Origin of the sequence: Paenibacillus sp. NPDC057967 (assembly GCF_042887015.1) — a bacterium.
GTDB lineage: Bacteria > Bacillota > Bacilli > Paenibacillales > Paenibacillaceae > Pristimantibacillus.
Genome location: NZ_JBHVQB010000004.1, coordinates 180,753 through 199,293, shown reverse-complemented (window position 1 = coordinate 199,293; position 18,541 = coordinate 180,753). Strand labels below are relative to the sequence as shown.

Genomic DNA, 18,541 nt, shown 5'->3' with positions numbered 1-18,541 from the left:
TCTTGAACGAGCATCTGTTTATTGTATAATATGGTGGAAGCTTTACGTTAAACTGATTGAAACAGGGGGAGTGACATGCGTCGACGATTTGTAATAGAAGCAGTAATGGTGGCAACGTATGGACATCTTCTCGTGCCGAGTCGTCCGGTTGATTATGTTGTTCCCTATTCCTCCATTGCAGAGCTGTATGATATGAGGGACGGTTCGGACCCGGTGATGGACAATGCCGATGATGACGGTCACGTGAAGGAGAAAATCATTGAATTGATTGCGTTTTTCGAGGATTCGCTGAACCGGAAGAAGATTGAGAAGGCGCTGCAGGTGCCTTGGCGGGAAAGTTCGGCGCTCTTGCTAAGTGAAGATATTCATTTTACTGTGGTGAATGCGATGGACAATGCGCAGTATGGCGAAATCTTCGATCCGATCGAGACCGAGCTGCTGCTGACCGGTATGAAGCTGGGGATTCCGCTATTGTCGGATCAATTCGAGTTTCAAGATAAGCTGATCGAGGCTGAAGTGCCTGTGCAAGTATATGATATCGAGGATTTCGAGTTTGCAGTAGAGGAAGGCATCTCTGCTGAGGACCTGGAAGTATAACAGCGGCTATGCGTATATGCGAAGATACAGAAGAAGGCAAGTTGGACGGGGCAGCGCCCTAATCGTCCGACTTGCCTTCTTGTTGTCTGCGGTCGATGGCCTCGGCCATCGTCTTGTCTGTCAGATGCGCATAAATTTGTGTAGTCTCGGGTGAAGCATGCCCCAGCTGCTCTTGCGTTTTGTAAATATCATTCTGCAAATAATAGTCCGTAGCAAAGGAATGCCGAAGCTTATGGACGGACAGATAAGGTTTGCCGAAACGCTTGGCGTATTTGATGACCATCGCCTGAATCGCTCGTTTCGTCATTCGTGAACCTTCGTTGTTGCCGTTAGCTACGGCGAGGAACAGCGCTTTTTCCCGTCTCGGACATTTATAACGGGTTTCCCGCACCGACAAATAATGGTTTAAATCCTCAACCGCTTCGTAGCGGAAGTAGACGGGTGTTTTGAAGGTGTCGTCGTTTTTGCCCTTGCGGTATACATAACATAACTTCTTCTTCAGATCGATATCATCGGTGTTCAGATTGACCAGCTCCGAGACACGAAGACCGGAATGAAGAATAAAGCTGATCATGCAAGCATCTCTAATCTTGTTCAGTTCATAGGAATAGGAGGCTTGTTTATTGTTCGCGATCTCTACGCCATACCCTTGCTTAACGTAATCAAGGAACTCCGTAATTTCCTCCTCTTGCAGCAGCTTGCCCTCCAGCTTGGCCGCCGTATCTTTCGGCTTGTGCGTACGCTTGATGGATACCTTCGCCATCACATTGCGCTTCAGCAGCGGATAGAAGTCGTCGTCCTCTGCAATTTGGCTCAAATAATGAAACAAGGAGCGGAGTGAAGACAGCTTTCTGGAGATTGTCGTTCGGTTGTTGCGCTCCGGCTTATACGTTGAGAGGAACATGCGGTACGCATCGATGCTCTCCATCTTCAGCGTTTCCAGATCCTGAAGGGGGACTTCCTTCAGATTGGCCGCTTCCGTCAGTCCTTCGCTAATGAGCCAATGGAGAAAGGTCTCGTAATCTCTCATATATTCCACAAGCGAGGAGGGGGAGAGATCGGGCAGCTTATAGTTGATGAATTGCTCGATGTACCATGGCATGGTAGGGAGCTTGGCGTCCAGCTCCTGCCGGTCTTTCATTTTAATAATATTCATCACGTGTCTCCTCATAAATCCAGCTCTTTAGCTTATTGTACCAAGGGGCTTGGTTGCGGACAATCCTCGATGATGATCATACAAGATTCAATAGAGTATGTTTGTATAATGAAAATATTCGTAATCTGAACATTATCTCGAGTGAAAAAACGTAATAGTTTTATTTATATCCTCATAATTCTAACGTCGAATTAAAAAAAGCGGATTTTATTAGTAAATTCATGTAATTAGTTCAATTCTGTTACATGATTATCTCATTCATGTTACACTACAACGAGTCGCTTGAGCGTAAATGAATCAAGGAGGTCATGTCTCTAAATGAAGAAGAAGCTTGTTATCATGACGTTGGCATTCGCTTTAGGATTATCCGCATTAACCAGCTTGTCGGTTCCGTCTGCGCACGCAGCCGCACCGCAAACGTTGTTTTATGGAAGCACCGCTCCGGATGTTCCGGACTTACAATATCGGTTAAAAGTATTAGGTTATTTCAATACAGACGTCACACCGTTTTTTGGCCCAGTAACAAAAGATTCACTTGTCCGCTTCCAGAGGGATTACGGTCTTGCCGCTGACGGCATTGCAGGAAAGCAGACATGGGCGATGCTGAAGAAAGTATCTGTAAACAAGCATGAGCTTGATCTATTGGCCAGAATCATCTATGGCGAAGCCAGAGGCGAGCCGTATGTCGGGCAAGTGGCTGTTGGCGCGGTCGTGATGAACCGGCTGGCATCCTCGAGCTTCCCGAATACGGTGAAGGGCGTGATTGAACAACCGCGAGCGTTCACCGCTGTCGATGACGGCCAATATGATATGGTGCCGAACAAGCAAGCTTACCTGGCCGCACTTGACGCCGTTCGCGGCTACGATCCGACGAATGGCGCACTGTACTATTTTAATCCGGACACTGCGACTTCCTCGTGGATCTGGACACGGACACAGACAGGCAAGATTGGACGCCATATATTTGCAGTCTAGACAGCATGCTCCGCCATTGGAATGGCGGGGCTTTTTTTTGGTTGCCGCTATTCGTTCATTGGCATAGAACATGGTATAATAAAGGTTACATTCATTCAGGAGGTGGAAGTACATGAAAGTTGAAATATGGTCGGACTTTGTATGTCCGTTTTGTTATATCGGAAAGAAGAAATTCGAGGAGGCACTTGCTCAGTTCGCCCACAAGGAACAGGTCGTGACGGAATTCAGAAGCTTCGAGCTTGATCCGAATGCGGATTCAAGCGCGAGAATGAATACGTATGAGATGCTGTCCAAAAAGTACGGCATGACGATGGAGCAAGCGAAAGCATCCAGCGACAATCTGGTGCAGCAGGCTGCTGCAGTAGGGCTAGAGTTCAGATTTGACGGCGCTCTCGCGCTGAATACATTCGACGCGCATCGTCTGGCTCAGTATGGCGAGTCAGAAGGCTGCGGGGCGCAGACGGCTGAGCGCTTGTTCCGTGCCTACTTTACCGATAATGAAGATATTTCAGACAAGACCCGTCTGGTAGAGCTTGCAGTCGAGGCTGGGCTTGATGAAGCAGGTGCAAGAGAAGTGCTGGAATCAGAACAATTCGCGGATGTCGTCCGCGGGCAAGAGGAAGAAGGCAGCCGCTTGGGCATTCGGGGTGTGCCGTTTTTCGTTGTCGACCGGAAGTACGCCGTGTCTGGCGCACAATCTCCGGCCGTATTTCTGGATACGCTGAATAAAGCATGGGAGGCGAAGTATCCGACACTTGTGCAAGTAGGCGACGACCAGGAGGGTGCTGCTTGCACCGACGGGTATTGCGCTCCCGGCACGGACAATAAAGCCTGATTAGGCGAATGGACAGGCCAGTTGCCGTCCATACTAACTATCTGATTTCTTGGGGAGGAATAGGTTGTGGCTGCTGAACAACGTCAATTGCTTGTCTTCTCCGGCTCGTACGCCGAAGAATCCGATCAAGGACTGCGCGTATTCCGAATTGATGAGTCGAGTGGGCAATTAACGGAGACCGGCTCCTATGCCGGCTTGAAAAATCCGACGTTCGTCCATGTCGATCCCGAGCGGAAACGGCTTTATTCGATATCGGAAGGCGTAAATGCTGAAGGCCAAAAAGCGGGAGAAGCGGCGTCATTCCGCATTGACGAAAAAGAAGGAAAACTTGAGCTGCTTAGCCGTCGACTGACGGTGGCAGGCACGACTTGTCATATTCAGCGTGATCAAGGCAACCGGTTTTTGTCGGTGACCAGCTATCACGGCGGGATGACCGGGCTGCTGCACATCGAGGAAGCCGGCACGATCGGCGAAGTTGCCGATGTTCGCCAGCATGAGGGGAGCAGCGTTGATCTCGAGCGGCAGGACAGGCCCCATCCGCATTCCAGCTTCTACAGTCCGGACGGCCGCTTCCTGCTCGTACAAGATCTGGGACTGGATCTTATCGCAGTCTATCGCCTTGATGCGGAGGCAAGCAAGCTCGTACCCCATGACACGGTGAAGCTCCACGCCGGAGCAGGACCACGTCACTTGACGTTCCATCCGAACGGCAAGTTTGCTTTTGTCATTAATGAACTGGATTCCACGGTTACCTCGCTGGCATATGATGCAGCGGAAGGCAAGCTTGAGGTGCTGGGAACGGTTAGCACGCTTCCGGCCGATTATAACGGTGAGAACGGCACAGCCGAGATTGCCATCTCCAAGGACGGGCGCTATCTGTACGGCTCTAACCGGGGACATGACAGTATCGTTGTATTTGCGGTGGATCCAGGTAACGGCGGCTTAAGCCTCATCCAGCATATTTCGTCGGGCGGCGGACATCCAAGGCATTTCGCACTCACACCGAATGGCCAATATCTGCTTGCTGCCAATCGTGATGCGAACAATATCGTCTCGTTCCGCGTGGATGCGGAAAAGGGGACGTTGCAGGCTACAGGCTATGAAGCAGAAGCAACGAAGCCAGTCTGTGTTATTCCGGCATACTTTAATGTATAAACAATGAATGACTTAAATAAAAAAAGAGAAATCCGATTGCAATTGGATATATGAAAGGGATCGTTATTGTTGACAACCAGCATAGACACGAAAGAAAATCTTAAGCCTACGAAGATTTGGAAATGCAGAAACGCGGAATGTAAAGCATGGGTAAGGGATGAGTTCGCCGCATCCGAGCAGAAATGTCCAATCTGCAGCGGTCCGATGCACCGGAGCATGAGACATCTCCCGCCTGTTCAGAACAAAGCAAAGTCGCAGCCTCGCAAGCCGAAATCTGATTTTTAACTGCTGATCATACAATCGCCCATGTTCCGTTACGGAGCATGGGCGATTATTAGTATGATTCATTATCCGATAAGTTTGAGGCCAATGACAGCGCCAAGTACAAGTACGATGAAAAAGATACGCATAAAACTTTTGGATTCGCGGAAGAACAAAATGCCGACTAACGCGCTGCCGACTGTGCCGATCCCTGTCCATACCGCGTATGCGGTACCCATGGGCATATCTTTCATGCCAAGGGATAGAAGAATGAAGCTGATCAGGAAGCCGCCCCCCAGCATGAGAGCATTAGGCAGTGAGGCCTTTTTGTTGTATTGGGCGATGCCGGCTACGCCAACAACCTCGAACAATCCTGCCATAATAACGAGAAACCAGCTCATGCCGGCTCACCTTCTTTCTTGGAAGAATGCTCTTCATCTCCGCCGTGCGTGACCATTTTCAGACCGAGAATGCCCACGAGCAGCACTGCGATCAGACCGATCTTGCTCCATCGGAACGGCTCGCCGAATACCGCCATCTCGACAAGAACAGTACCGACTGTTCCAAGACCGACGAAGACGGCATAGGCCGTGCTGGTTGGCAGCTTCTTCGCAGTATAGATCAGCAGCAGGAAGCTGACGATGATCGCGACGACCGTGCCGGCCCAAGACAGGAAGTCTTCCGCATGCTTGAGGCCCATGACCCACATCACCTCAAAGCAAGCTGCCACAATGACGAGCAGCCAATACTTGTTTTGGCTTGATTTCATAGTTCGTCCACTCCTTTTCTATAGTTTTTGATCTTGCCTAAAACTTCATTCATCGGACCAACAGGGCAGCAGATGACTGAAATAGGCACAAAAAAAAGCCCTGGAAGCATCTGGTCGATGATCTCCCGGGCTTTTATCCCTCCGTGTTGCCGCGGCTGCAGCCGCGTGTCTTCCCTCGGACCAGACCGGCTTATGCCGCGGAACCCTAGAAGACTATAGTTTCATGAAGTTTCGTTTGATTATAGTACACTCCAGGGCAGGGGTCAAGTGCAACTTTTCGAGGAATATGATAGGATGAAGGTAATCGAATTGAAAGGGGAGATGTGGCTTGGAATTGCTGCAGAACAACAGCGAGGCCAGTGTCGGAGCCATCGTCTTGATTGACGGGGAATGCCATCTGTGCCAGCATATTACCCGATATTTGATTGGACATGACAAGAAGCGTGCGTTTTCCTTCGCGACGCTGCAATCCGTCGCTGGCCAGCGCCTGCTGCGGCAAGGCGGATTGGATACTGAGAATTGGAATTCCTTCGTTCTGTATGACAACGGACGTTTTTATATGAATTCTGGCGCCGCGTTAAGAGTGTTAAGAGGTCTGGGAGGCTGGCGAAGCATGCTATATGCGTTCATAGCTGTTCCTGCACCGCTGCGCGATGCCGTATATCGATGGATAGCGAAGAACCGCCATCGCTTCGGCGGCACCGCTCCGTCTTGTCTGATGCCTACCCCTGAAGTGATGTCCCGATTCGTGAAGGACGGCATTGCTTCAGTATCGGCATCGTAATAATCTGCTTTTTTGAATGCGACCATTGGAGAGAAACCGGATGAAAAAGTTTAAAAAGTTTTATATAGAGACAACTAGTATATGCAATCTGTCTTGCACCTTCTGTCCGCCGACGCAAAGAGCCAAAGGCTTCTTGTCCGTTGAGGACTACAGCCGAACGCTGGATCAAGTGAAGCCGTTTACCGACTATATCTACTTCCACGTGAAAGGCGAGCCGCTGCTGCATCCGAAGATCGATCAGCTGCTGGATATCGCGCATGAGAAAGGGTTCAAGGTTAACATCACGACGAACGGAACGCTCATTGCGAAAAATAAAGCGAAGCTGCTGGGCAAGCCTGCCCTGCGGCAAATCAATTTCTCGCTGCATAGCTTCGACGGGCATCCCGGCTCGCAGGACAAAGTGGGTTATCTGGCGGATATTTTGGCCTTTGTGAAGGAAGCGCAGGAGACGAGTAATGTCATTATCTCTTACCGGCTGTGGAATTTGGACATGGACAATGACGTGAACAAGCAGCGGGAGAAAAACAGGGAGCTTCTTAGTATGATCGAGGAGGCTTATTCGCTGGACTATTACATTGAAGAACGATTTAAGCCTGGCACAGGCGTGAAAATTGCGAACCGCATCTATTTGAACCAAGACCCCGAATTCAAGTGGCCCGATCTGAAGGAAGAGGAGGATGACGGGAAAGGCTTCTGCTATGCCCTTCGCAATCAAGCCGGTGTCTTGATTGACGGCACAGTCATCCCATGCTGTCTGGATGGGGAGGGTGTTATTAATCTCGGCAATATTCACGAAAAGCCTTTTGCTGAGATCATGGATGGAGAGCGTGCCACCAATCTGTACGACGGCTTCTCGCGCAGGGAAGCCGTCGAAGAGCTATGCCGCAAGTGCGGCTATCGTCAACGCTTTGGGACATAGGTACGGATATGGGACTCGTAGATTCCCATACGTCCTGAGACAGCAGTGCTGATAAAGCAAGCGATCAGCAAATATAGCGCACCATGTATGCCGAATAGCTCCAGGCCAAGAATGGTACAAGCGACAGGCGTTTTGGATGCGGCACCGAATACCGAGGCTAGACCTAGAGCGGCAAGGAATGATGCCGGCAAGGCCAAGTAAGGCGAAAGCGTGTTCCCAAGCGCGGAGCCGATGACGAATAGCGGCGTCACTTCTCCGCCCATGAACCCGGAGCCTAATGTGACAGAAGTGAACAGAATCTTCCACATAAAGGCAAACGGAGAGGCTTCGCCATCGAATGCGTCTGCCATCAACGGGAGGCCAAGTCCCAGATAATCACGGCTGCCGATGCCATAGACAAGTGCAATAATAATGACTCCGCCAACAAAGCTGCGCAGCGCCGGATGCTTGAATCCTCGCGCGAACAGCTTCTTCAGTGTGGCGGTAAGACGGATGAACAACCAAGCAGCGAGGCCGAAGGCAAGTGCAGCGGCGGCAACCTTCACCATTACGAGCCAGTGGAGGGTCGGAAGCTCACCAATAGCATAATGCGTATGCTTGATGCCCCAGGCCAGCGTTACATAGTGACCGGTGAAGCTGGCGATGAGGCACGGCAGAAGAGCATGATAGCGCATAGCGCCTCGGCTGCTGGCTTCCAAGCCGAAGACGGCCCCAGCGATTGGCGTGCCGAATACGGAGCCGAAGCCGGCTCCGATCCCGCATAATACCGCCATTCTGCGTTCGCGCTCATCAAGACCGAGCCATCCGCCGATGGCCGAGGAGAGGCTGCCGCTCATCTGAACGGCGGTTCCTTCGCGTCCCGCCGAGCCGCCGAAGAGATGCGTGATCAGCGTTCCGAGCAAGACGAGAGGGGCCATCCGCAACGGAATATGGCCATTTCCGCTATGTACTTGCTCCAGCACAAGGTTGTTGCCGCGTACGGCATCTTTGCCATATTTCATATAGATAAGGCTCACTGCGGCGCCGCCTATAGGCAGCAGCCATAAGAGCCAGGCAGAACGTAACTGCATGGCAATAACGCTATCAAGACTAGCGAGAAACATGGCGGAGGCGGAACCGGCAGCAACACCGGTTCCTAAGGGGAGAAGAATCCATTTCAGCCATTTCATCAGGTTGCAGCTCCTCCGTAAATAGTCGATTGCCCAAAATAGCAGACTTCGGTCTAATCATACAACGGATCGCTTCCTTTAGGAATGGGCCTCAGCCAGCTCATCCAGAACCTGCTTGCGGCGTTCATCTCTCTCCTGCGGCAGCATCTGCGGGCAATTGTAGCATTTGGCGCCATCTTCGCGCCGGTCATACATACAGCAGGACGATCGCAGCATTTGCGGATTGCCCGAAGGGTCCCAAGGATTGTCAATAAAGCGCGGCTTATGAAGGAACGGATTGCGCTTGCGCTGGAATACTTCCGCAGGCAAACCTTCGATTACTGCGAATTCCGCATCCAATCGGTCGGCTAATCCAGGGATGTCAAAGGCTTGCCGCACATAAGCGATTACACCATGCATGCCTCCGCCGAACTGGTTCCAGATCATGTCGGGCTTGAAGCCTCCAGCGGCAGAAATGCCGTTGACCGCAGGGATGACTGTCTCCTGGAATAGGGCGGTCCACTCGCGGATCAGAATTTCCTTGCGCTCCTGCTCGTCTACAGGCAAGCAGACTTGCTCCAGCGCTTGCAGCTTGTAGCCGGAATGGGCGTGATCATGATGCCATTCCAGCTGGAAGGTCAATGCGTTAAGCGGAAGTCTCAGAAATACATTGTGGCTGGCGGAAAAAAATACGTTCATGACCGTCAGATTGAACAGTGTAATACCGGTGAAGGAGGTTGGCAGATCCATGCCAACGGCTTTCCACAGCCTGCCCATCTCATCCAGCGCTCCTCTGGCGCTTGCCGCTTTCGTGAGCCCGGATGCAGGCAGTTCGAATATCGGCTTATCCGCACCTTCGGGCGAGATATGGTAAAAGTCTTTAATTACACTGAAATCGAGCTCCTGAGACATGAACGTCCCCTCCGATGGCATTGAAAATTGTTGTCACATTTAGAATAGAGCTATTATAGAGCTGGCTGAATCCCCTGTCAATGAAGGAGAAAAGCCCGTTTGCAGCGGACATGGCCATTCGAAAATGTCCATGTTGCAGCAAACGGGCAGCAGGCGGTGCAGGAGCTATCGCGTCAAATCGGGTTAGGGCCGCTTCCAGGAGATGATCCCGTTATCGTCCATAATGCCCAGCGTTACATCGGCAACATCGGGATCTTCCAGCAGCCGGGTACGAATCCGATGATTAATTTCGGTTGCTTCTGCAAGCGAGAAGCCTTTCCGAAGCTCTACATAGGCTTCGACGTGATAATTTTTACCTTCCTGAACGATACGCATCTTGCCGATGTCCGTAACGTCGGGATTTTCCAGAATGATAGCGCCCAGCCGATCCTCCACATCCTTCGGCGCCGCGACTCCGATTAAGCCTACCATGTTGTCGTAACCAACCTTGAAGGCGACGCCAATCATCAGGCACGCAATCAAGATGGTGGCGATGCCATCCATGAGTTTGAATGAGGAATATTCGGCAAGAATAATCGCGAGTAAGGCAAAAACAGCCCCGAGGGTAGCGACGATATCTTCATAGAATACGAGCCGGGTCGGCGGAGCAGCTCGGCCAGCATTGCGGATGGCGGAGGGGATGATACCCATTCCTTTCGCACCGCTTCTCGTTTCTTTGACAATCTCTTTCATCGCTTTGATCAGAATAGAACCGTCAATGACGATGGCAATAAACAGAATGATGAAGTTGAGCCAGAAGCTCGTCGCTTCTTCGGGATGCTTGATCAGCTTTATCCCTTTGAGGAAGGTCTCATACGCCATAATCGTAACCACGATGACAGCGATCATGCAGAACAGATTCACGACCCGGCCAAAGCCTGTCGGGAATCGCTTGGTCGGCTGTCGCTCGGCCAGTACGCTGCCGAAGAAGACGAAGCCTTGGTTCACCGCATCCGCGACGGAATGCATGGCGGAGGCGAACATGGTGCCGCTGCCGCTGATGGACGCTCCGATGGCCTTAATAATGGCTAGCCCGGTATTGCCAAGTGCTGCTGTGGCGGATGAAGTATTGCCTTTTTTGACAAGCGCCCAAAAATTGCCCATAAATAAATTGACCTCCATAACCAAACTTTAACAGCTGTTACACAAGACATTATATGTCTATTATGGTTTTTCTTCAATAAAGAGATGCATGGAGGAGAAACGTCGATTTTTAAGCGATTTTGGCAAACGGTGAAAAATAGCATTATAATGGAGAAGATATGATGAAGGGAGTGGCGAAAGAGAGCCATGCTAACAAGTGAAAGAGTAGAATCGAAAGAACAGCTGGACCAGGCTTACCGCATTCGAATGGAAGTATTCGTGAATGAACAGGGCGTATCGCCCGACGTCGAGATTGACGAGCATGAGGAAGATTCGATTCATGTGCTGGTCAAGTATAATGGTGAGCCAGCTGGAGCAGGCCGAATTCGGGTCGTGGACGGCGTTGCGAAGCTGGAACGAGTATGCGTGCTTGCGCCGTACCGCAAACATAAAATCGGTGCCGCTGTCATGGCAGAGCTTGAAGAAGTAGCGAGGGAAGCCGAATTGACGAAAGCAAAGCTTCATGCACAGACGCAAGCTGCGGGCTTCTACGAGAAGCTGGGGTATACGGCGGACTCCGATGAATTCATGGAGGAAGGCATCCCGCATATTCGCATGATCAAGAAGCTATAGAGGAGTACGGAGAACGCGCCGGCCCTTTTTGCTGGCATGCATCTATTGAAAGAAGGTTGCCACGTTGATCTTTTCAACTTATACATTCATATTCCTATTCCTGCCGGTGACCTTTCTCGTCTACCGGTTGCTTACCTATGTGAAGGAGCCGAATGTCGCCAAGCTATGGCTTGTTATGGCTTCGATTTACTTCTATGCGCAGGGCAGCGGAACATTCGTCATCCTGTTCATGCTCGATATCTTCGTCAACTTTGCAATTGGCAGTATGATTGTCAAAGCGGGCAAGAGGGGAGCAAGCTGGTCGAAGCGGCTGCTGCTTACACTCGGTTTATTGCTAAATGTAGCGTTCCTGGGCTATTACAAATATGCAAATTTCGCCATCGAAAATGTTAATCATTTGACCGGACAAGCGTTCCCGCTGCTGGAGATTGTGCTGCCGCTCGGGATCTCATTCTATACGTTCCAGCTGATTGCTTATCTGGTCGATTGCTATAAAGGACTGACCAAGGAAACGCCAATAGTGGATTTCCTGCTGTTCATTACCTTCTTCCCGCAATTGATCGTAGGTCCGATCGTGCATCATGCCGATGTCATTCCGCAATACCAGGACAAGGCGATGCGCCGCATCAATCCGGCCAATATTATGCTGGGCATGTTCCTGTTCTCCATCGGCTGCGCCAAGAAGATCATGCTGGCCGATCCGATCACGAGTTATGCCGCAACGTTCTATGCGAATGTCGGAGCAGGCGATACGCTCTCCGCGTGGCTGGCTTCGGTCGGGTATACGATCTCGTATTACTTCGATCTGTCGGGTTATGCGGACATGGCGCTGGGACTCGCGCTGCTGTTCAATATCCGGCTGCCGCATAACTTCAACTCGCCGTACAAGGCGCGTAACTTCCGTGAATATTGGCAGAGATGGCATATGACGCTGTCAAAGTTTCTATCGGATTATATCTTCCGCAGCTTCTACCGTAAGGGAAGCGGAAGCTTCAACTTCTACTTTTCGGTCATGATGACGTTTTTTGTCTCCGGCTTCTGGCATGGCGCAGGCTGGCAATTTATCGTCTGGGGCATCATTAACGGCGTCTTCGTATGTATGGCCCACTTCATGTACCGCAACAAGTGGAAGCTGCCGTTCATTTTGGCCTGGACCTTGACGTTCGCAGGCGTAATCGGAACCCGGATTCTGTTCGTGTCCGATACGATGGGCGAGGCTTGGCTTGTCATTCGCAAGATGTTCAGCCTGAGGGATTTTGCAGGAATGAATATGACAGATGCACTGGACCAGGTGGCGAGCTTCGCTGCTTACAACGCTTATACGATCGCACTGCTTCTCGTTGGCATGGCGATCTCGTTCTTCGGGAAAAACTCGGCACAGATGACGCAGGACTTCAAGCCTGGCGTACGACACGCGGTGGCTGCAGCACTGCTGCTTGGCATTTCGCTGGCGCAGATGACATCGGTGTCCAATTTCCTATATTTCCAATTCTGAGGTGATGCAGGTGAAATTGCGCAAATGGTTGATCGCGTTCGTCGCATCGCTGGTTCTGGCGGCGACGGTCGTGGCCGGCTTTAATATGGTCGTCGATCCCTTCGGCGTATTCGGCGACAAGGTATTGAAATGGCATTCTTATAATATGGTCAATAATCCGCGAGTAGCCAAGATCGGCTACCTGGACCAGTATCATGAACGCTATAATTCGTATATTATCGGCGGTTCGAAGTCCAGCTCGATCTCACCTGAGCTGCTGAACAAGTATTACGGCGACGATGCGAAGTTCTACAGTATGCTCATGTACGGCGGCGACTTCCATGATTATGAGAAGACGCTTTATTATCTCGTGGATGAATACAAGCCCAAAAATATCGTCGTGCATATGAGCTTGCAGGAACTCAGCCACTTTAACGAGAAGGCGACGGACTTCAAGCAATCGCTCCATGCCAAGGTATCGGGCGATTCGAAGTTCTCGTTCTATCTGGATTATTTGAAGCTGAATCCTTCTTATGGCTATGCCAAATTGGAGGGCTACGCCAAGCGGGCGGTCGACTCGTTCGAATACTCGCAATTCATACCGGAGACCGGTGTCTATAACAAGGTCAAACGGGATGCGGAGAAGGTCGATGATCTGGAAGCCTACATGCAAGCGAATAAAGCGGCCTTCGCGCCATTCGGCAAGCTGGAAGCCTCGGCTCTCGACAAGAACGTAGAGGCGCTGGCGCGAATGAAGGCTTATACGGAGTCGCATGGAGCCACCTTCCGGCTTATCACCGGAGCTACTTCCGAGCAAGAGCTGCTCAGCTATGACATGGAGGATCTGAAGGCGTATTGGACGAAACTGGCGGAGGTTACGGACTTCTGGGATTTCTCCGGATATACACCGATCAGCGGGGACCCGCGCTACTTCTACGATACGATGCATTATCGCAACACGCTTGGCAGCATGATGCTGGGCTACATCTTCCAAGATGACAGCGTATATGTGCCGAGCGGCTTCGGACAATTGACAACCAAAGACAATGTTGCGGAGCACGCAGCTGCGATATTCGATCGTCCTGCTGCGCCATCTGCGGATGCGGTCAACATTCCCATCCTTGTCTATCATCATATTGATGACGATCCATACGAGCCGAACTCGCTTATTACACCGCCTGCAAAGTTCCGCAGCGATATGGAAGCAGTCAAGGCGGCCGGCTTCAACGCCGTGCTGATCTCGGATCTGATCGATTATGTGGACGGGAAGAAGGAGCTGCCGGATAATCCCGTAGCCATTACGTTCGATGATGGATACTTAAGCAATTACGAATATGGTTACCCCGTTCTGAAGGAACTGGGTCTGAATGCGACCATCTCCATTATCGGCTGGTCCACTGGACGTAACGAGCACCGCATTCCGGGCAAGCAGTTCTATCCCCATTTTACATGGGAGCAGGCTAAGGAAATGCAAGACTCCGGCATTATTGATATTCAGAATCACAGCTATGACATGCATGAATCGAACCCGGATGATCCTTCCATCCGAAGCGGTGTGCTGCAAATGCCTGGTGAATCAAACGGGGATTACGCCAGAGCGCTTCTAACCGATATCGGAGGCATGGCGGATTCGATCGAGCAGCAGCTTGGCAATACAGTGAATGTCTTTACGTATCCGTTCGGCTACTACTCCCATTTGTCTGAGCAAATTCTTAAGGACATGGGTTATCGGGCCACTTTATCGACCAAGTCGGGCATCAGCCAAATCGTCAAAGGCGATTCGGATTCGCTGTTTGCTCTGAAACGCATTAACGGTAGTCCAGAAGTGCCAAGCGAAACGTTGGTCGCAAGACTGCAGGGCAAATAGACGAACAATTGAGCATTCCGGGTAATGAGTCAGCTTAGCAACAGAGCAAAAAAGACTGTCAGGTATTGGCCTGACAGTCTCAGCATGTAGAGAAACCCACGTTTTTTTCAAAACGCTGAGTTTCTCTTTTTTTTGTCTAAAGGGAGAGGAGAAAGAGGAGCTTATGCCTCGTATCCCCTATAAAAAAGAACACCAGAAAACAATTCCGTTCCTCCGGTACATGGGACAGCAGAAGGTAATATAATGCAGGAGTCCAACTATTAAGGAGAACCTAGATGAAACGTACACTATTCTACGATTACATTATCGTAGGGACAGGACCCGCCGGAGCTGTCATTGCAAAACTGCTCTCCGACGAGAAAAAAACTTCCGTTCTTCTCTTGGAATCTGGCGAAAATAATGATAAAGACAAGCCGATTAGCCATTCGACATTCGCACCTGAATTGGAGGAGCAATATTTCCCGAACTACTTTTGGCAAGGAGAAGGCATCCCCCAAGCAGGTGTAGACGATCGTACGTTTGAATGGACTACTGGGCGGCTTCTCGGCGGCGGCTCCTCGATTAACGGGGAACAGTATGTGCGATATACAAGCGCTGTATTTAAAGAATGGGAAAATCTCTTGGGTCCGCTTTGGTCGCCGGCAAGGGTTATACGACGGTTTAAACAACTGGAGAAATACAATGGAAAAACAACCAATACGAATGCACGAGCTTATAACGGGAGAATCGACATACGGCAAGCCCCTGTTCGTCCGACAGCCATGGCTAAGAAGCTGGTTTCTGCTATAGAACGAGCTACGGGGTTTCCGGAGATCGTTGATTACAATAATCCGAGAACCCCTCTCGGCCCCTTTACCCGTTGGCAGCTGTATCAAAATCCGAACGGCCGAAGGGTGAGCTCGTCAACTGCGTTTCTATCTTCGGACATAATTAGTCCAAGCGGCCGAGGAGTAAGAGGGCGAAGATTGCGACTGTTATCTAACTCAACGGTTCTTCGTGTGCTGTTCTCCGGCAAGCAGGCTAATGGAGTCGAGTTTTTAAGGGATGGGAAATGCAAAAAGGCATATGCCCGGAAGAACGTCATTATTTCCGCAGGCATTAATAGTACTCAAATTTTGATGCTATCGGGTATTGGACCTTACAATATGCTTAAACAAGCAGGTATAACCCCCGTTTTTAATAATCCCAACGTGGGAAAAAGCTTAAGAAACCACACCTTAAACTTCGCTGTTTTTGCAACCAATCCTAATGACAGGGCATTACCGGCCTCAGATCCTAACTCCCTTTATACCGGGGGAGCTTTCTTGCCGGAGCCTTCGGGCACGAATCCCAGACGCCGCGCAGTACAATTGATCGGCATCGGTTCGGAAGAAAACCGATTGTCGTTAGCGCTTATTTACCTTCGGCCCTTGAGCCGAGGATCGATTAAAATCCAAAACAAAGATCCTCTAAAAATAGTACTGGCAGATGAAGGTTTTCTTGATAATCCTTCTGATATGGAGGCAGTAAAAAACATCTATAAAGTATATGTCCGAAAGATAGCGTCCGAGTTGGCGGCAATTGATTCGACCTATCAGCTTATATCCCCAACGATCGATATCATGAACGACGATGCCAAACTGGAGGCATTTATTAAGGACAATTTCAGCCACAATCATCATCAGCAAAGCTCGCTCCGTATGGCTCCATTGAATAAAGGTGGGGTTGTCGACCGCCGCGGACACGTTCACGGGGTGAAAAAGTTAATTGTTGCTGATGCTTCCATTATCCCGTTCACTGTGGATGGGAATACCTCTGCCGCATCATTCCTTATTGGTTACACCATTGCCCGGCAATTAATCATGCATAAGCGAAGACTACAAAGACAACGTAGATATAAAAAAATAGGAGACCTGTTCGAAAACGATGAGGAGTGAAAATCGCAGACACTCGGAATGACTGACGTGATGGTAACCTGGCGTCCTAAAAAAGACGCAGGTTTCTTGACAATCTGAGACTGTCAGGCATTGGCCTGACAGTCTTTTTGCCATTCCCAAAAGGGTTGCAGTTATGCGTCCAGCCAAGGAATCAAGGAGCCATAGGCTTGTTATTAAGCCCTAGCCTGTGGACGGATTGTTCGGCGCATGACCCTTCTGGTTCCGATGCTGAGCCACTGTACCTGCTACGTCGTTCTCGGCTTGCCTTGAGCGAATCGCGTACGACACGTTTTTGCTTGCTGAGGAGCGTTGCTTGTGACGACCCATGTTCAGATTCCTCCATCATGCGTATAGTGGCCCGCAAAGTAAGCGGGCTGTATTAAGTTCTCCGATCTGTTGCCGATCTATTGCGGGAATGCCAGCCATGCAAGGAAGTCATGCGGATAAAAAAGCAGGATCTGGCAAACGATAAGGACGTCTAACTCATCGGGAGTCAGGGGAGATGTCTATGCATGACCATCATACGCCGCTGTCAAGCCATATCGAAGAATCGAGGGAGAAGCTGAAGCATTTTTTGCATGATTGCAGCGATGCTTCGATTTATCACTTCAGAATTGGCGAACAATTGCCCGGCATGTTAGTTTTTTTTAACGGACTGACGCATGAGGATCGAATGGATGATCTCCGCAAAGAAATGGCGGGCTGGAGATTCCATGAAGACGGCGGTTCCTTGCAGGAACAATTTCAATATAAAGTTGCGGGTGTATGCTCGGAAGAAATTAAAACGCTGGAAGAGCTGGTTAATCATATCTCGATCGGCAGCGTGATCCTGCTTGTTGACGGAATCGACCGTGGTTATGCCTTTTCCCTGGCAGAGTGGCGAAAACGGGCGATTGAGGACCCTGCCGCAGAGTCCGTCATTCGTGGACCGCGCGAAGGCTTCACGGAAAGCATCGTCGACAATCGGGCGATGCTGCGCCGCAGGCTGAGAAGCCAGAAGCTCAAGATGAAAGGGATTGAGGTCGGCCGCATTACACAGTCCCATGTTACGATCGCCTATATCGAAGGTCTGGCAGCGCCGGAGCTGGTGCGTGAAGTAGAGGAACGCATCGGTATGATTGATGTCGATGGCGTGCTGGAGAGCGGCACCATTGAAGAATACATCGAGGATCAGCCGTATTCGCCTTTCCCGCAGATGCTAAGCACGGAACGGCCGGATGCGGCTGCTGCCGGCCTGCTGGAAGGCCGTGTCGTCATCTTGACCGACAATACGCCAATGGCCCTGATCGCGCCTGTCAGCCTGTTCTCCTTGCTGCAATCACCGGAAGATTACTACGAGCGGTTCCTCATCGCGACAGCCATACGCTGGCTGCGCTATTCCTTCTTCTTTATTGCGCTGCTTGTCCCATCCGGTTACGTAGCACTGCTGACCTACCATCATGAAATGGTACCATCCGCCTTGCTGCTTAGCATCGCCAAGTCCAGGGAGGCTATTCCGTTCCCTGCGCTGATGGAGGCATTTATGATGGAGACGATGTTCGAGGCGCTAAGAGAAGCTGGTGTGCGCCTGCCCAAGCAGGTAGGCGCCGCCGTCAGCATCGTGGGTGCGCTGGTCATCGGGCAAGCTGCTACCTCTGCCGGTCTTGTATCTTCTCCTATGGTCATGGTCGTGGCGATTACGGGCATCGCCTCATTCCTGCTGCCGCACTATTCTGTCGGCATCTCCATCAGACTGCTGAGATTTCCTATGATGCTGCTGGCGGGTGTGTTCGGCTTGCTGGGCTTGCTAATGGGGATCATCGGCATTGCGATCCATCTATGCTCGCTCCGTTCCTTCGGAATGCCTTATTTGTCACCCATAGCGCCTATGATGGTTGGGGAATGGACGGATGTTGTCATGCGCCCGCCTGCTTGGCTTCCGCGCAGGCGGCCAAGGCTGACGAACAGCGGAGGGGGGAAGCGCAATAAGCCGGGTATGCACGTATCCAAATTGCATCGAAAACAGGAGTGAGATGCAG

19 protein-coding genes and 1 riboswitch are annotated in these 18,541 nt (G+C 50.8%); of the genes, 12 read left to right on the top strand and 7 right to left on the bottom strand.

Annotation, left to right across the window (positions count from 1 at the left end; all coding sequences use genetic code 11):
* Window positions 1-75: 75 nt before the first annotated feature.
* The gene (locus tag ACFVSO_RS11285; RefSeq protein ID WP_387473301.1) at window positions 76-597 is read left to right on the top strand and encodes an ADP-heptose synthase; all 522 of its coding nucleotides are present in this window, start codon (window positions 76-78) and stop codon (window positions 595-597) included.
* Window positions 598-655: 58 nt separating this feature from the next.
* On the opposite strand, the gene xerS is transcribed toward ACFVSO_RS11285, so the two are convergent.
* The gene (gene xerS, locus ACFVSO_RS11280) at window positions 656-1,753 is read right to left on the bottom strand and encodes a tyrosine recombinase XerS (RefSeq protein ID WP_387473298.1); all 1,098 of its coding nucleotides are present in this window, start codon (window positions 1,751-1,753) and stop codon (window positions 656-658) included.
* 318 nt (window positions 1,754-2,071) lie between these two features.
* On the opposite strand from xerS, the gene ACFVSO_RS11275 reads away from it, so the two are divergent.
* The 4 genes from ACFVSO_RS11275 (at window position 2,072) to ACFVSO_RS11260 (ending at window position 5,003) form a co-directional block, all read left to right on the top strand.
* The gene (locus tag ACFVSO_RS11275; protein ID WP_387473296.1) at window positions 2,072-2,728 is read left to right on the top strand and encodes a cell wall hydrolase; all 657 of its coding nucleotides are present in this window, start codon (window positions 2,072-2,074) and stop codon (window positions 2,726-2,728) included.
* A gap of 112 nt (window positions 2,729-2,840) precedes the next feature.
* Complete coding sequence (locus ACFVSO_RS11270; protein ID WP_387473294.1) at window positions 2,841-3,563, top strand: DsbA family oxidoreductase; 723 nt, start codon at window positions 2,841-2,843, stop codon at window positions 3,561-3,563.
* A gap of 66 nt (window positions 3,564-3,629) precedes the next feature.
* A complete protein-coding gene (locus tag ACFVSO_RS11265; RefSeq protein WP_387473291.1) occupies window positions 3,630-4,718 on the top strand; it encodes a lactonase family protein in 1,089 nt (362 codons plus the stop codon).
* Window positions 4,719-4,784: 66 nt separating this feature from the next.
* Window positions 4,785-5,003, top strand: coding sequence for a cold-inducible protein YdjO-related protein (locus ACFVSO_RS11260; RefSeq protein ID WP_387473289.1), 219 nt, complete (start codon window positions 4,785-4,787; stop codon window positions 5,001-5,003).
* 62 nt (window positions 5,004-5,065) lie between these two features.
* Here the strand turns inward: ACFVSO_RS11260 and ACFVSO_RS11255 are convergent, their stop codons facing one another.
* Both ACFVSO_RS11255 and ACFVSO_RS11250 read right to left on the bottom strand, forming a co-directional pair.
* On the bottom strand, window positions 5,066-5,380 hold the full coding sequence (locus ACFVSO_RS11255) for a DMT family transporter (protein ID WP_387473287.1): 315 nt from the start codon (window positions 5,378-5,380) through the stop codon (window positions 5,066-5,068).
* Entirely contained in the window at window positions 5,377-5,748 is a 372-nt protein-coding gene (locus tag ACFVSO_RS11250; RefSeq protein WP_387473285.1) for a DMT family transporter, read from the bottom strand. Before ACFVSO_RS11250 ends, ACFVSO_RS11255 begins: the two co-directional genes overlap by 4 nt.
* 120 nt (window positions 5,749-5,868) lie before the next feature.
* A riboswitch (guanidine-I (ykkC/yxkD leader) is annotated at window positions 5,869-5,968 on the bottom strand.
* A gap of 108 nt (window positions 5,969-6,076) precedes the next feature.
* Here ACFVSO_RS11250 and ACFVSO_RS11245 point away from each other — a divergent pair.
* Together ACFVSO_RS11245 and ACFVSO_RS11240 are read left to right on the top strand one after the other, a co-directional pair.
* A complete protein-coding gene (locus ACFVSO_RS11245) occupies window positions 6,077-6,532 on the top strand; it encodes a thiol-disulfide oxidoreductase DCC family protein (protein WP_387473282.1) in 456 nt (151 codons plus the stop codon).
* 40 nt (window positions 6,533-6,572) lie between these two features.
* Window positions 6,573-7,451, top strand: coding sequence for a radical SAM/SPASM domain-containing protein (locus tag ACFVSO_RS11240; RefSeq protein ID WP_387473280.1), 879 nt, complete (start codon window positions 6,573-6,575; stop codon window positions 7,449-7,451).
* Here ACFVSO_RS11240 and ACFVSO_RS11235 read toward each other — a convergent pair.
* The 3 genes from ACFVSO_RS11235 to ACFVSO_RS11225 form a co-directional block, all read right to left on the bottom strand.
* Entirely contained in the window at window positions 7,433-8,620 is a 1,188-nt protein-coding gene (locus ACFVSO_RS11235) for a chloride channel protein (RefSeq protein ID WP_387473277.1), read from the bottom strand. The two genes, ACFVSO_RS11240 and ACFVSO_RS11235, sit on opposite strands and share 19 nt — an antisense overlap.
* Before the next feature lie 78 nt (window positions 8,621-8,698).
* Window positions 8,699-9,511 carry a (2Fe-2S)-binding protein gene (locus ACFVSO_RS11230; RefSeq protein WP_387473275.1) on the bottom strand — a complete coding sequence of 271 codons (813 nt, stop codon included), beginning with the start codon at window positions 9,509-9,511 and terminating at the stop codon, window positions 8,699-8,701.
* A gap of 183 nt (window positions 9,512-9,694) precedes the next feature.
* Complete coding sequence (locus ACFVSO_RS11225; RefSeq protein ID WP_387473272.1) at window positions 9,695-10,654, bottom strand: cation diffusion facilitator family transporter; 960 nt, start codon at window positions 10,652-10,654, stop codon at window positions 9,695-9,697.
* Window positions 10,655-10,840: 186 nt separating this feature from the next.
* Between ACFVSO_RS11225 and ACFVSO_RS11220 the strand changes: the two genes are divergently transcribed.
* From ACFVSO_RS11220 to ACFVSO_RS11205, 4 genes are all read left to right on the top strand, one after another.
* Window positions 10,841-11,266 carry a GNAT family N-acetyltransferase gene (locus ACFVSO_RS11220; protein ID WP_387473269.1) on the top strand — a complete coding sequence of 142 codons (426 nt, stop codon included), beginning with the start codon at window positions 10,841-10,843 and terminating at the stop codon, window positions 11,264-11,266.
* 64 nt (window positions 11,267-11,330) lie between these two features.
* Window positions 11,331-12,761, top strand: a complete 1,431-nt coding sequence (locus tag ACFVSO_RS11215) for an MBOAT family O-acyltransferase (protein WP_387473267.1) — start codon at window positions 11,331-11,333, stop codon at window positions 12,759-12,761.
* A gap of 10 nt (window positions 12,762-12,771) precedes the next feature.
* The gene (locus ACFVSO_RS11210) at window positions 12,772-14,607 is read left to right on the top strand and encodes a polysaccharide deacetylase family protein (RefSeq protein WP_387473264.1); all 1,836 of its coding nucleotides are present in this window, start codon (window positions 12,772-12,774) and stop codon (window positions 14,605-14,607) included.
* 275 nt (window positions 14,608-14,882) lie between these two features.
* Window positions 14,883-16,523: a GMC family oxidoreductase gene (locus ACFVSO_RS11205; RefSeq protein ID WP_387473261.1), complete on the top strand. Its 1,641-nt coding sequence runs from the start codon at window positions 14,883-14,885 to the stop codon at window positions 16,521-16,523.
* A 180-nt stretch (window positions 16,524-16,703) separates the two neighbouring features.
* On the opposite strand, the gene ACFVSO_RS11200 is transcribed toward ACFVSO_RS11205, so the two are convergent.
* Window positions 16,704-16,850 (bottom strand): hypothetical protein, encoded by a 147-nt coding sequence (locus ACFVSO_RS11200; protein ID WP_387473259.1) that lies wholly within the window; start codon window positions 16,848-16,850, stop codon window positions 16,704-16,706.
* Between the two features lie 175 nt (window positions 16,851-17,025).
* On the opposite strand from ACFVSO_RS11200, the gene ACFVSO_RS11195 reads away from it, so the two are divergent.
* Window positions 17,026-18,534 carry a spore germination protein gene (locus ACFVSO_RS11195; protein ID WP_387473257.1) on the top strand — a complete coding sequence of 503 codons (1,509 nt, stop codon included), beginning with the start codon at window positions 17,026-17,028 and terminating at the stop codon, window positions 18,532-18,534.
* Window positions 18,535-18,541: the final 7 nt, after the last annotated feature.